We start from the raw sequence: 13708 nt of genomic DNA on the forward strand, positions 1-13708 counted from the left end.
GGGGTCCCCCGGTTCGGATGACTTCGAATGACGTGGTGCGGATCAGTGACCCGGCGCGGGCCGGGGCATGGCCTCCAGGCGCGCCGCCAGGTCGAGCGGAGCGGCCGCCGGCTCGCCCGGTCGCGCCGCTCCGGCGGCGAGGAGGAGGTCGAGCGTGTCGTGCGCGGTGACCGTCCGCTCCCGCGCGGTGATCACCGCCTCCGCCGTCACCGCCAGCGCGAGCTGTTCCCTGGCGAGCTGCTCATGTACCAACTGCCGCAGCGCGGCGACCAGTTCGCGTCGCAACCGCACGGCGTGCACGACATGCCGCTCCAACGGGTCACGTCCCAGTGGCTGTTGCGCGTGCCAGGGCAGGCTGCGGTCTCGGCGCAGTGGGAACGCCTCGTCCACGGCCGCGGGTTCGGTCTCGGGGGAGTCGGCCTTGCGCAGCCGCTCGCGCCACTCCTCCACGCGGGTGGTGGCGAACACCTCCAGCATCCGCTGCATCCGGGGCGGCGTCACCGCACCACGCTCCCGCTCGGCGAAGATCAGCCGCCGCCAGCGCTCCCGCAGCTCGTCGAAGGTCTCGACATGCTCCTCCAGCCTCTCCTCGTAGCCGAGCCGCACCCGATCGTGGACCAGCTTCAGCAGGGCGGCATGCCCGGCCCGGAACCTCGGCAACAGCTCCTCGGGCTCCCCCGACACCCCCGGGGCCGGGGCATGGACCCCGTCGCCCCGGCCACCGACCCCACCGCCCACCTCCCCGGATGCCCCCTCGTACCCGCCGCCGAAGTCCCCTCCGAAGTCCCCTCCGAACTCCCCGCCGAGGTCGAGGCCCATCTCCGCCGCGGCCGCCCACACGCTGTCGCCGAACGCCCGGTCCTCCTCGGTCCACCCCTGTCCGACCGTCACGAGCTGCTTGTCGCGGTCGACCGCGGCGAACAGCTCCTTCCACTCCGGCCAGGAGGCGACCAGCGTGGCGGCCTCGTCGGCGACGAGCCGTCGCAGCGCCTCCTCCGCCCGGACACCGCCCGGGGTCAGCCCGAGGACGAGTGTGTCGCGGAGGTCGGTCAGCAACCGCCGGGTGTCGTCGAGGGCCTGCTGGATCTCCCGGAAGGCGGGCGGGTACTCGGCCTCCGGGCGGGCCTCCCGCTCCGCCGCGACGAGGGCCGGCCGCAGCCGGTCCACCGCCCCGGCCCGGCGCCGTACGGCATCGTGACGGATACGGCCGCCGTACCGCGCCGCGTGCCGCACGAGCTGGTCGCGCAGCAGCCCGAGCCCGCCGTCCTCGGCGAACTCCCGCAGCACCCGGCTGAGCGGCGCGCCCGGCTCGTCCTCCTCCAGGCGGTCGGCGATCCTGCCCCACAGTTCGGTGATCCGCGTCAGCCGCTCGGACTCGGCGCCGGGTCGCAGCCGGGTGCGGGCCGACGTGTCGACGTCCACGGCCCCGGCCCTCCGCAGCGCGGCGAGTCCCGCCATGGCCGACACCAGCACGAGCTGCTTCCGCTGTCCCGGGGGCAGCAGCCGCTGCGCGGCCTCGACGACCTCGTCCAGTACGGCGGTGTCGGGCAGCCCCCGCAGCCGGCGCTCGGTGAGCCGCTCGGCCGTGCCGCCGAGCAGGTCACCGAGGACCTCCGGTTCCACGGGCATCTGGTCGAAGCGACCGCCGGCGACGAGCAGGCTCTCCCGGAGGGTCTCGTCCGAACGGCCCTCCCGCCCGTCACCGGTGGGCTCGCGCAGCATGTCGAAGAAGTCCTGCTCACCGGCGACCGGGCCGCGCTGGGCGTTCATCAGGACGAGCACGGTGTGGATGTCCCGCAGCTCACGGCGGCTGAGGAACCGGTCGCGCTCCCCCGACTGGGGGCTGTTGAGCCCGGGGAAGTCCATCAGGACGAGTGCCCCCACATCCCGCAGGTCCCACACGGCCCGCGGCACCCGCACCCGCAGCTCGACCCGCCGGATCAACGGCACACAGTCGGCAAGCACGTCATCGGTGATCTGCTGCCCCGGCCCAGGTCCCTGCCCCTGCCCCTGCCCTCGCCCTAGCCCGTCCAACTCCTCCTCGGCGGAACCGAAGCCGCCCGCGTATCCGCCCCCGTATCCGCCCCCGGCCCCGTCCCCGTCCCCTCCCTCACCCTTCTCCCCGCCGTCACCCAACCGCACCCCGGGCAGCGACATCGCCCGCTTGGCCTGCGCGTCCGACAGCTCGTAGCGACGGCCGAGCAGCCAGGCACCGCGCTCGAACGCCCCCAGCACCAGCCCGACTTCCTCCGCGACCGCCCGCATCCGGGACCCGCCGACCGTGCCGCCATGCCTCCGGCACCAACCGGCGAGCGCCTCCCATCCCCCCGCACCGCTCGCACCCGCGCCGCCCTCGGCCCCCGCACCCGGGGCCGCGGCCCGCAGCTCGGCCAGCCGCTGCTCGGCCATCCCCTCCAGTCGCGCCAACTCCACGAGCCGGCCATGGAGATGGCCCATCAACTCGCTCATCTCGGCGTCCGTGCAGTAGACGACGGTCCGCCCGTCGAGCACCGACCCGCGCTCCTCGCCGACGCACTGTGTGACATGGATGGAGGTGACGTTCCCGGTGGTGGCCACGTCGCTCACGGACAACAGTCCGGGCAGCCCGAGCAGCGTCTCGATCAGCAGCGACTTCCCCGCGCTGAACTCCCCCACCACGCCGATCGACAGCGGCCCCCGCGCCTCCCCGAGCAGCCGCGCCACGGCAATCCTGAACTCCGCACGCCTGCGGCGGAGTTCGGGAGGGATCTCGGCGTCACGCCCGCCCCCGTCGACCCCGCCGCCCGCACCCTCCTCCGACTCGGACCGTTCCAGGGCCTCCAGCATCCCGACGGCCCACCGAACGTACTGCTCCACACCGTCGCCCACGGCCTCAGGCCTCCCCCGCGCCACCCCCCGGCGAGAACCGCCCGGTCACCCCTCGAACCGGTTTCCGCCCCCGCCGCCGACGCTCAGGGAAATGTCCCGCGAGACCCGCCCTTCAGCAACCCGTTTCGCCAAATTCCCGAAATCAAACAGTAGTTGCACTCAATTCGACACACACACGACACTCTGTCCCAGGTACACCCAAGCAGACCCACGCCGACCGCGCGGATCCGGACGCCCCACCCCCGCCCCGCCCGGGCGCAGCTCAACTGCCCTTGCGCGCCGTGACGTTGTCCTGATCTTCTGGCGATCACAGTCGAGCGCAGGGGGACCCATGCCACGTACCGCGGTGGTCATCGGCGCCAGCATGGGCGGCATGCTCGCCGCCGCGGCACTGGCCCGGTCCGTCGACGAGGTGATCGTGCTGGAGCGCGACGAGCTGCCGGACGAACCCCGCCCGCGCAGAGGGCTCCCCCAGGGCCGCCACGCCCACATCCTCCTGCCGAGCGGCCGCGACGCCATCGACGCGCTCGTGCCGGGCGGCGGGGTGCGGGGGCGCCTGCTGGCGGCGGGCGCCCGGGAACGCGGCCTCACCTCCGGTCTGGTCACCCTGGGCCCGCAGGGCTGGTACCGCCGTTCACGCCACCACGACACCCACCCCCTGCTCATCGCCGGCCGCGACCTGATCGACCGGACCGTCCGGGACGCCGTCCTCGCGAGCGCCACCCGCGTCCGGATCCGACGCGGCTCGGCCACCGGCCTCCTCGGCACCGCCGAGCGGGTCACCGGTGTCCGGTTCACCACCGGCGCGAAAGACAGCCACCCGGGCGCGGCCGAGGAGAGCCTGCGCGCGGACCTGGTCGTCGACGCGAGCGGCCGCGGCACCCGCGTCGAGCACTGGCTCGCGGACCTCGGCATCACCGGCGTCCGCAAGGACGTGGTCGACTCCGGGCTCGTCTACGCGACCCGCGTCTACCGCACCCCCGCCGGGGCGGAGAACTTCCCTCCGGCGCAGGTGACGGCGGACCCGACGGGCGGCCGGCCCGGCCGTGCGGGGCTCCTCCTGCCGATCGAGGGCGACCGCTGGCTGGTCAGCCTCGCCGGCACCCGCGGCGGCGAACCGACCGCCTCACCCGAGGACTTCGTCCCCTTCGCCCTCGGCCTGCGCCACCCCCTCGTGGGCCGGCTGATCGCGGGCGCCGAACCCCTGACGGACGTCACCCTGAGCCGCAGCACGCGCAACGAGCGGCGCTATTTCGAGAAGTCCGAGCGGTGGCCCGAGGGCCTGGTGGCGCTCGGCGACGCCGTCGCCACCTACAACCCGGTCTACGGGCAGGGCATGTCGGTGGCCGCGCTGGGCGCGCTGGAGCTGAGCCGGGAGCTGGACCGGAGCGGCATCGGCGCGCCCGGTCTGGCCCGGCGGGTGCAGCGGGCCGCCGCGAAGGTGGTGAACGCGGCGTGGGCCATGTCGGTCGGCCAGGACCAGTGGTTCCCGGGGGTGCAGGGCAAGTCCCCCACGCTCGCCGACCGTCTGCTGTCCGCCTACGTCGGCCGGATGACCCGCGTCGCCACCGGCTCGTACCGGGTCTCCGCCGCGATGTGCAGGGTGACCACCCTCCAGGCGGACGCCCTCCACCTGCTCCACCCCACCCTCCTCCTGTCCACGGCCCTGGGCCCGTTCCTCCCACCCCTGTCGGGACCGCCACTCACCCCGGAGGAACGGAAGATCCTGAACAACCTCAACACCCCAGCCCCGTAAGGGGCGCGGGGAACTGCGCGACAAGCCCCCACCGGCCCGCGGACAACGACACCGACACCGACAAGCCGCACCGAACCCGCAGACAACGACGCACCCCCTACCGGCTTTTCGCGCCCTCCGCGCGCACCGCGCGCACGGCCCCCTCCACCACCCCCGCCCGCACCGCCCGCGACATCCGGATCAACGACGGCTGCCCGGTGTCCAGCCCCTGCCCTCCGGCCGCCGGCCCCGCGTACCCCTCGCCGAGTCCCGCGAGCGTGTCCAGGGCGGCACTGTCCAGGTCCCCGTGGCGCGGTCCCCCGACCCGCTCCCGCGTACCGGACATCACGGCGACGGCCACCATCGCCGCGTCCCCGATGGCCTCGGCCTCACCCGCGCTGGAGCCGAGGGAGAGCGCCTGCCGGTAGGCACGCTCACGCACCGCGTCGTCGAAGTGGACGGACACGTCGCGCAGTCCGTCCCGTATGGCCGTCGTCCGGTGCGTCAGGCGCAGCTCGACATCGCCGAGGGAACGCCAGGACAGCAGGGCGTGCCGACGCACGCGACCGGTGCTCCCGGCGCCGACGAGCCGGAAGAGCGGCCCGAGCCGCAGGAAGGCGACCAGGCTGTCGATGCGCGAACCGAGCAGCGGCAGGACGTAACCGGCCGAGGTGAGGACGGCGCCGACGGTGACCAGCATCGGCGCGAGCCGGGTGCTCAGCGGATCCCAGTGGTGCCCGGTCCAGCGGCCGGCGACGGCCGCCATCTTCAGCACGCCGTACGCGCTGGTGCACAGCCACCCGACGGCCAGCACGGCCAGCGCCCGCCGGGTCCAGCCGCTGATCTGGAAGGTCCAGCGCCAGCACAGGACCGTGGTGGTGAGGGCCGCCGCCATGTGGGCCACCAGATAGAGGACGATCATCTCGCGGATGAACGGGGTGTGCGCGTAGTAGGTGTCGAAGTCGGCGAGGCGCTCGACGGACGCGTCCCCGACGGCGAAGAGCGCCGTCTGCGCCGCGATGATCACGGCGTACGCGTACAGCCATCGGCGGGAGACCCGTCGCAGCCGGCCGGGGTCGTCGGCGCCGCGCCAGTGGACGATCAGCACGAGCGACGCGGCGGAGAAGGCGTTCACCGCGCCGTAGGTGAGGCACGCGGCGGCGTTGGGCACGCCGACGGCGCGGTTGACGAAACCGACGGTGGGCGGGGCGCCGAGGGCGAAACAGAAGCCGGCCAGGAAGATCACGGCGCAGAGTGCCCGCTTCACGGGATCACGTCGGTCGCGCCACAGGCCGGGCAGTTGGGCGGCGAAACCGGTCCACAGGGCGGCGGCCGCCAGAAAGTAGACCAGTCCATTCACGTCAGGCCCCCCGGCTCGGTCCGAGAGACCTCTCGCGTCAACACCCTTCACACAGTAGTCACGTAGTCAAACCACCGGCGCTCAGCCCTCGCCGACGCTCACCCCTCGTCGGCGGTCAGCGTCAGCGAGATGCTGTTGATGCAGTACCGCTGGTCGGTCGGCGTGGGATACCCCTCGCCCGCGAAGACGTGCCCGAGGTGCGAGCCGCACCGGGCGCACCGCACCTCCGTGCGCACCATCCCGTGCGAGCGGTCGTCGAGCAGCTCCACCGCGTCGCTGTCCTTCGGGTCGAAGAAGGACGGCCAGCCGCAGTGCGACTCGAACTTCGTCTCGGAGGTGAACAGTTCGGCACCGCAGGCGCGACAGGAGTAGACACCCTTGGTCTTGGTGTCGGTGTACTCGCCGACGAACGCGGGCTCCGTGCCGGCCTGCCGCAGCACGGCGTACTCGGCCGGCGTCAGCTCCGCACGCCACTGCTCGTCCGGCTTCTCGATGTCGTACGACATGAGCCTCAGCCCCTCAGCTCGAAAGACGGTCCAGGATCTTGGGGCCCAGGTCCGTCACGTCACCCGCGCCCATCGTGAGAACGAGATCGCCGGGCTTCGCCATTCCCGCGATCGCGGCCGGCACCTCGGCCTTGTCGTGCAGGGCGGTGACGTCCGCGCCCGCGTCGCGCGCCGCGTCGATGATCAGCTCGCTGGTGATCCCCGGGATCGGGTCCTCGCGGGCCGGATAGATGTCGAGGACGACCGACGCGTCCGCCAGGGCCAGGGACTGGCCCAGCTCGGTGCCCAGCTCCTGGGTGCGGGAGAACAGGTGCGGCTGGAAGACCACCAGGATCCGCGCGTCCCCGGCGGCGGCCCGCATGGCCTCCAGGTCGGCGGTCATCTCGGTCGGGTGGTGGGCGTAGGAGTCGATGACCTGCACCCCGGCGGCCTCGCCCTTGAGCTGGAGCCGTCGCTTCACGCCGGTGTACGCCGCCAGCGCGGGCGCCAGCTCCGACGCCGGCACGCCGAGCGCGACCCCGGCCGCCAGCGCGGCGACGGCGTTGTGCGCGTAGTGCCGTCCGGGCACGGACACGGTGAACGTGATCTCCTGCCCGTCCAGCACCACCGTGACCTCGCTCTTCAGTCCCTGCGCCACGACCGACAGCACGCGGACGTCGGCGTCCTCGCGCTCGCCGTACGTCACCGTGCGCACCCCGGACAGCCGCGAGGTCAGTTCGCGCGCGCCCTCGTGGTCGGCGGAGATCACCAGCGTGCCACCGGGCACGATCTTCCCCGCGAACGTCTCGAAGGACTCGTAGATCTCGTCCATGGAGGCGTAGTTGGCGTGGTGGTCCAGCTCCACGTTGAGGACGATCGCCACCTCGGGCGCGTACTTGTGGAAGCTGCGGTCGCTTTCGTCCGCCTCGGCGACGAAGATGTCGCCGTCGCCGTGCGTGGCGTTCGAGCCGGGTACGTCGAGGTCGCCGCCGATGGCGTACGACGGCCGCAGCCCCAGCTCGCCCAGCGAGACCGCCAGCATGGACGTCGTCGTGGTCTTGCCGTGCGTGCCGGCGACGGCGATCGGCCGCAGTCCGTCCATCAGCCGGGCGAGCGCGTCCGACCGGTGGACGACGGGGATCCCGAGCTCGGCGGCGCGGGCCAGCTCGGGGTTGTCGGCGCGGATGGCGGAGGAGACGACCACGGCCGTCGCGTCGTCCGCGAGGTGCTCGGCGGCGTGCCCGATGTGCACGGTCGCCCCGAGCGCCCGCAGGGCCTCGGCCGTCTCCGACTCCTTGGCGTCACTCCCGGCGACCTTCGCCCCGCGCTGCGCCAGGATCTTGGCGATCCCCGACATCCCGGCCCCACCGATCCCGATGAAGTGCGGCCGATCCATGGCGGAAGGCAGTCCGGGTGCCATGTCTGTTCTCCAAGCGACGGTACGAAGACGATCCACGCCCCACAGCAGGCGCGCTCCCCACCCTATTGCCTGGTGTCACGGTCCAGGGCCCGTGCCCCAGATGGCGGCGCAGCCGCCTTTCAGGGGCGCGGGGAACTGCGCGACAAGCCACAACGCACCCGCAGCCGACGAACCACAGCACCCCTACGGCGCCCCTCCCTCAAACCCGGCTATGCGAGAACAACTTCAGCACCGGCACCCCCACCTTGTGCCGAGCCCGCGAAGCCCAGTCCCGATGGAAGAACTCCTCGACATAGTGCGGATCGGTCAGCACCAGCACCTCGTCGGCCGAAACCTCCTCCACCAGCGACTTCAGCGCGTCCAGCGGATGATCCTCGATCAGGCGCCCCTCCGCCGTGCTCCCGGCCCCGCGCAGCGCCTGCAGGGACACCTCCAGTGCCCGTTCCCCGGCATCCATCGCCTGCTCCCCCTCCGGCGTCTCCCGCTCCCGTGCCGCCTCGTCCAGCTCGCCGAGGGCGAGGTCGTCGATGGCCCGCAGCAACCGGTCGGCCTGATTCCCGCGCGGCTGGAGCAGCACATGGAAGGAGGCCCGCTCGTCGCCGTGCAGGGTCGTGACGAACTCGACGTCCGCGGACGTCAGAGCCTTCTCGATCATCAATACGCTCGTGAACGACACCACCGGCGCCCTTCTCCTCGGAGGGCCCTGCGGGCCCTCGCTCCTCAGAGTTCTAGTGTGCCCGGCGAAAGCTAAACGGAACGGTAGATTCCGACCGCTTTCACGTACGACGGTAACGACCGAACAGGAACCCGGACTCCTCCAGCAGCGAGGCCAGGGCGAAGCGCTTGGGCACCGCCACCGAGGGCCCGCCGGCGATCCGCTGCGCGTCCCCCGCCGTGAGCATCGGCGACACGGTCAGGCAGAGCTCGTCGAGGACGTCGGCGGCGATCAGCTGGCCCAGGACGCGCGGGCCGCCCTCGGTGAGCAGCCGGGTCAGCCCCAGGTCGGCGAGGGCGCGCACGGCGCGGGCGGGGTCGACGCCCATCCCGTCGCCGGCGACGACCACCCGGACCCCCGCCTTCTCGGCGGCGGCGACCCGGTCCGGGGCCGCGGCGGCCCCGGTGAGCAGCAGCGTGGGCGTCAGCGGCGAGGTGAAGAGCGGCAGCGAGAAGTCCAGGTCCAGGCTCGCGCTCACCACGGCGACGGCGGGCGCGGGCGGCTGTCCGGCCGCCCGGCGCGCCTCGGCGAACGCCTCCCGCGCGCGTGCCGGGCGGTACCCCTCCTGCCGGACGGTCTCCGCGCCGACGATCACCACGTCCGCGAGCCCGCGCAGTGTGCCGAAGATCCGCATGTCGGCGTCGCTGGAGATCGGCTGCGAGCGCCCGCCGTGCTGGGCCGCGCCGTCGAGGGTGGAGACCATGTTGGCCCGCAGCCACGGCTCCCGCCCGCCGGGCGCGGGCTCGGGGTACGCGTACGCCGCCGCCAGTTCGTCGAGACTCCACTCCCGCTCGACGACATCCGACCGCCCGCCCGCCGGGGGCCGGCCGTCCTGCGCGTCCGGCGTCCCGGCCGCCGGGATCTCGCCCCCGCCCGCCGTCGGCGCCTCGGCCGCATCCGCCCCACCGGTCGCTTCCGGTGTCCGGGCCGCTGTCTCTTCGGTCACAGGGAACAGGCGTCGCATGTCGTGCAGTGTGGCACGACCCTTAGACTCGGTAACCGTGTCGTCGTCCTCTGCCACCGTGTCCGGAATCGGTCCGATACCCGAAGCGGCCCCCGCGTCCCTGTGCACCCGCGAGCCCCATGTCCCCGCGGACCGGCTCGTCGCCGAGATGGTGCCGCCGCCCCGTTTCGACTCGGTGCGCTTCGACACCTACATCCCGGACCCGAACCAGCCCAGTCAGACCGAGGCCGTCCGCGTCCTGAGCGGCTTCGCGGCGGGCCTCGGCGGGGCGCACGCGACCGGCGCCGGCCGGCGCGGTTTCCTCGGCTTCGGCCGGGCGAAGGCGCCCAAGGCCCCGGCGGGCCCCCGCGGCGTCTACCTGGACGGCGGTTACGGCGTCGGCAAGACGCACCTGCTCGCCTCCCTCTGGCACGCCACCCCGGCCGAGCCCTCCCTCAAGGCCTTCGGCACCTTCGTGGAGCTGACGAACCTGGTCGGCGCCCTCGGTTTCCAGAAGACGGTGCAGACGCTCTCCGGTCACCGTCTGCTGTGCATCGACGAGTTCGAGCTGGACGACCCGGGCGACACGGTCCTGGTGTCGACCCTGCTCGGCAAGCTGGTCGACGCGGGCGTCGCCCTGGCCGCCACCTCGAACACCCTGCCGGGCAAGCTCGGTGAGGGCCGGTTCGCGTCGGTCGACTTCCTGCGGGAGATCCAGGGCCTGTCGGCCCACTTCCGCTCCCTGCGCATCGACGGCGAGGACTACCGCCACCGCGGTCTGCCCGAGGCTCCGGCGCCGTACTCCGACGAGGAGGTCACCAAGGCGGCGTACGCCACCGAGGGCGCCTCGCTCGACGACTTCCCGCATCTGCTGGGCCACCTCGCGCGCGTCCACCCCAGCCGGTACGGCGCCATGACGGACGGCCTGAAGGCGGTGTGCCTGACGGATGTGGCGCCGGTGCCGGACCAGTCCACGGCGCTGCGGCTGGTGGTGCTCGCCGACCGGCTGTACGACCGCGAGGTGCCGGTACTCGCCTCGGGGCTGCCCTTCGACCGGCTGTTCAGCGAGGAGATGCTGAACGGCGGCTACCGGAAGAAGTACTTTCGCGCCATCTCCCGCCTCACCGCTCTCGCGCGCGACGCGAAGCGACTCGTGGAGCACTGAGCGCACAGCCATCGGCCGTGTCGCGACTCAGCTGAACTCTCCCAGGTCAAGGGCCGATTCCGGCCAACTCGCCCTCGCTTTTCAGGCTCTCTTCAGCTCGCAACGTTAAGTTAACCCTGCAAACAACTTTGCAGGGTTAACGTGTTTCTTGACCAGTGGTTGACCATCGGTTGACCAAGTCGAGCAACTGTCGACGTGTGAGAGACACCAGGAACTGCCAGTGGGGAGGCTCATATTGCGAGGTACGACGACCCGGACCGTCTTTTCGGCCCTAGCCGCCGTCCTGCTCACCCTGGCGTTCTTCACTCCCGCGACATCCTTCGCAGCCGCGCACACGCTTGGTCATGTCAAGGCCAAAGCCGAGCCCGGAAACACCCTCACCGCGAAGCCGATGCGTGACACAGCGGTCACCCACCGCACGTGCGCGCCCTCGCAGGACCCGACCGGTCCTCATCGCACACGCGACCGGCATCGCATGGTCACCCACACCGTTCCCGGGACGCCCGCGCGTCCGCCGCTGGGGGAGAACCCGGCGGCCGCGAGCGCACCCGAACGGCCCTCGGCCCCGTACCACCGGGCGCCGAGACCTCTCACGGCCCACACCCCGGCCGTTCTCCAGGTCTTCCGCTGCTGAGCCGCGGAGCGCCCGTTCCCCCCACTCTGTCGTGCAAGCCCGACGCGCCACGAGGCGCGCCAGGAGGAGTCACCACATCATGCAGCCCCTCATCGACAACGCCCGTACGTTCGGACAGCGCCCTGAGGAGTTCGCCAGGCTGGCCGAAGGCCAGTCCCCCGAGGTCCTGTTCATCACCTGCTCCGACTCGCGGGTCGTCCCGGCCCTGATCACGGGCGCCCGCCCCGGCGAGCTCTTCGAACTGCGCACCGCCGGCAACATCGTCCCGCCGTACACCGCCGACCGCCCCACCGGTGAGACGGCCACCATCGAGTACGCCGTGGAGGTCCTCGGCGTCACCGACATCGTGGTCTGCGGACACTCGCACTGCGGCGCCGTGGGCGCCCTGGTGCGCGGCGACGACCTGGACGCCGTACCCGCCGTACGCGACTGGCTGACCAACGCCACCCCCCGCCCGCAAGGGGCGGTCGAGGACCCGACGGTCGCCGACGGCGTGCAGAACCACGTCCTCAGCCAGCTGCTGCGCCTGCGCTCCTACCCGTGCGTGGAGAAGCGCCTCGCGGACGGACGGCTGCGGTTGCGCGGCTGGTACTACGAGGTCCACACGGGCGCCGTGCGCGAACACCGCGCGGACTCCGACACGTTCGAGACCCTGTGAGCGGCGGCCCGGTGTCCGAGATGAACTCCAAGACCTCTCCCCAGCCCCCGTCCGCCTCGTCCTCCCCCTCCAAATTCCCCCATCTGCGGCAGGACTTCGGCGCCTCGCTCGTCGTGTTCCTGGTCGCCCTCCCGCTGTGCGTCGGCGTCGCCGTCGCCTCCGGCGTCCCGGCCGAACTCGGCCTGGTCACCGGCATCGTGGGCGGTATCGTCGCCGGGCTGATGCCCGGCAGCAGCCTCCAGGTCTCCGGCCCCGCGGCCGGTCTGACCGTGCTGGTCTTCGAGGCCGTCCGCCAGTTCGGGCTGCCCGCCCTCGGCGTGATCGTGCTCGCCGCCGGTCTGCTCCAGCTCGCCATGGGCGCGCTGAAGCTGGGCCGTTGGTTCCGTGCGATATCGGTCTCCGTCGTCGAGGGCATGCTCGCCGGCATCGGCCTGGTGATCATCGCCGGACAGCTCTACGCGGCGGCCGGCCTGAAGGCCCCCGCCTCCGGCATCGGCAAGATCGCGGGCCTGCCCGGCGCCTTCGTCGACGCCGTCACCAGCACCACCGCCCTCGCCTCGCTTGCGGTCGGCGCGGGCACCATCGCGGTGATGGTGCTGTGGAAGCGGCTGCCGAAGAAGGTCCAGCTGGTCCCCGGCGCGCTCGCCGCGGTCCTGCTGGCCACCCTCGCCACCCTGGCCTTCAGCCTGCCGGTGGCGAACGTCGAGGTGAAGGGACTGCTGGACGTCATCCAGCCGCCCGGCCTGGACGCCTTCGGCCAACTCGCCGACGTGGCACTGCTCGGCACCGTCCTCGCCTTCACCCTCATCGCCTCCGCGGAGAGCCTGTTCAGCGCGGCGGCCGTGGACCGGATGCACGACGGTCCGCGCACCGAGTACGACAAGGAGCTGATGGCCCAGGGCGCCGGCAACACGGTGTGCGGGCTGCTGGGCGCGCTGCCGATGACGGCGGTGATCGTGCGCAGCTCGGCCAATCTCCAGGCCGGCGCGAAGACGAAGGCCTCCCGGGTGCTGCACGGCGTCTGGCTGCTGCTCTTCGTGGCCGTGCTGCCGGGCGCGCTCGCGCTGATCCCGCTGCCGGCCCTGGCGGGCATCCTGGTCCACGCGGGCTTCAAGCTGATCCCGTTCCGCGGGGTCGTCTCCCTCTGGCGCACGCACCGGGGCGAGGCGCTGATCCTGGTGGCCACGGCGGTGGCGATCGTCACGGTCAACATGTTCGAGGGTGTCCTGATCGGTCTGGCGCTGTCCGTGGCCAAGACCGCCTGGGAGGCCTCGCACATCAAGCTGGAGGTCATCGACAAGGGCGCGGGACCGGTCCAGGCCTACCTCTCCGGCAACGCGACCTTCCTGCGCCTGCCGAAGATCCTCGACAGCCTGGAGTCCCTCCCGCAGGACCGCCCCGTGGAACTCCACCTCACCGGCCTCCACCACCTGGACCACGCCTGCCGCACCGCCCTGGAGAACTGGGCGGCCCGCCACAGCACGACAGGCACGGAACCGGTACGGATGACGGTCCCGGAACTGGAGAAGGCGACGTCGGCGTCGCTCTGACCTCGCCCTGAACCGTCCACCTGTGCCGTCCCGGCGCACGCTGCCCTCACTGCGGGCCATCGTGCCGCTGGGGCGGCACGGGTGGGCGCAGCGGCACCTGGCCGGCGCCGGTGAGCGAACCCCCCGGCCGACACTCGCCCCACCCCCCACCTCCGGCATATCGTGGTATACGCAC

The 13708-nt window shown here is 72.6% G+C and carries 10 protein-coding genes; 4 read left to right on the forward strand and 6 right to left on the reverse strand.

The window, feature by feature from the left end:
* Positions 1-42: 42 nt before the first annotated feature.
* Positions 43-2868 (reverse strand): P-loop NTPase family protein, encoded by a 2826-nt coding sequence (locus tag HW837_RS09870; RefSeq protein WP_193380727.1) that lies wholly within the window; start codon positions 2866-2868, stop codon positions 43-45.
* 331 nt (positions 2869-3199) lie between these two features.
* On the opposite strand from HW837_RS09870, the gene HW837_RS09875 reads away from it, so the two are divergent.
* A complete protein-coding gene (locus HW837_RS09875; protein ID WP_045559855.1) occupies positions 3200-4624 on the forward strand; it encodes an FAD-dependent oxidoreductase in 1425 nt (474 codons plus the stop codon).
* A gap of 97 nt (positions 4625-4721) precedes the next feature.
* On the opposite strand, the gene HW837_RS09880 is transcribed toward HW837_RS09875, so the two are convergent.
* The 5 genes from HW837_RS09880 to HW837_RS09900 form a co-directional block, all read right to left on the reverse strand.
* A complete protein-coding gene (locus HW837_RS09880) occupies positions 4722-5963 on the reverse strand; it encodes an MAB_1171c family putative transporter (protein WP_313895503.1) in 1242 nt (413 codons plus the stop codon).
* 98 nt (positions 5964-6061) lie between these two features.
* A complete protein-coding gene (gene msrB / locus HW837_RS09885; protein WP_045559857.1) occupies positions 6062-6469 on the reverse strand; it encodes a peptide-methionine (R)-S-oxide reductase MsrB in 408 nt (135 codons plus the stop codon).
* 13 nt (positions 6470-6482) lie between these two features.
* Entirely contained in the window at positions 6483-7868 is a 1386-nt protein-coding gene (gene murC, locus HW837_RS09890; RefSeq protein ID WP_193380726.1) for a UDP-N-acetylmuramate--L-alanine ligase, read from the reverse strand.
* Positions 7869-8067: 199 nt separating this feature from the next.
* On the reverse strand, positions 8068-8523 hold the full coding sequence (locus tag HW837_RS09895) for a hypothetical protein (protein WP_045559956.1): 456 nt from the start codon (positions 8521-8523) through the stop codon (positions 8068-8070).
* Between the two features lie 121 nt (positions 8524-8644).
* Positions 8645-9547, reverse strand: coding sequence for a pyrimidine reductase family protein (locus HW837_RS09900; protein WP_234442660.1), 903 nt, complete (start codon positions 9545-9547; stop codon positions 8645-8647).
* On the opposite strand from HW837_RS09900, the gene zapE reads away from it, so the two are divergent.
* From zapE to HW837_RS09915, 3 genes are all read left to right on the forward strand, one after another.
* Positions 9546-10691, forward strand: coding sequence for a cell division protein ZapE (zapE, locus tag HW837_RS09905; protein ID WP_045559859.1), 1146 nt, complete (start codon positions 9546-9548; stop codon positions 10689-10691). The two genes, HW837_RS09900 and zapE, sit on opposite strands and share 2 nt — an antisense overlap.
* A gap of 713 nt (positions 10692-11404) precedes the next feature.
* A complete protein-coding gene (locus HW837_RS09910) occupies positions 11405-11983 on the forward strand; it encodes a carbonic anhydrase (protein ID WP_045559860.1) in 579 nt (192 codons plus the stop codon).
* Between the two features lie 20 nt (positions 11984-12003).
* On the forward strand, positions 12004-13533 hold the full coding sequence (locus HW837_RS09915; RefSeq protein WP_093789649.1) for a SulP family inorganic anion transporter: 1530 nt from the start codon (positions 12004-12006) through the stop codon (positions 13531-13533).
* Positions 13534-13708 lie beyond the last annotated feature (175 nt).

It is taken from the genome of Streptomyces caniscabiei (assembly GCF_014930365.1).
Taxonomy (GTDB): Bacteria; Actinomycetota; Actinomycetes; order Streptomycetales; family Streptomycetaceae; genus Streptomyces; species Streptomyces caniscabiei.

Coding starts and splice junctions, on each gene's coding strand:
- msrB (WP_045559857.1), bottom strand. CDS start 6,469: ATGTCGTACGACATCGAGAAGCCGGACGAGCAGTGGCGTGCGGAGCTG.
- murC (WP_193380726.1), bottom strand. CDS start 7,868: ATGGCACCCGGACTGCCTTCCGCCATGGATCGGCCGCACTTCATCGGG.
- HW837_RS09875 (WP_045559855.1), top strand. CDS start 3,200: ATGCCACGTACCGCGGTGGTCATCGGCGCCAGCATGGGCGGCATGCTC.
- HW837_RS09910 (WP_045559860.1), top strand. CDS start 11,405: ATGCAGCCCCTCATCGACAACGCCCGTACGTTCGGACAGCGCCCTGAG.
- HW837_RS09915 (WP_093789649.1), top strand. CDS start 12,004: ATGAACTCCAAGACCTCTCCCCAGCCCCCGTCCGCCTCGTCCTCCCCC.
- HW837_RS09895 (WP_045559956.1), bottom strand. CDS start 8,523: ATGATCGAGAAGGCTCTGACGTCCGCGGACGTCGAGTTCGTCACGACC.
- HW837_RS09900 (WP_234442660.1), bottom strand. CDS start 9,547: ATGCGACGCCTGTTCCCTGTGACCGAAGAGACAGCGGCCCGGACACCG.
- zapE (WP_045559859.1), top strand. CDS start 9,546: ATGTCGTGCAGTGTGGCACGACCCTTAGACTCGGTAACCGTGTCGTCG.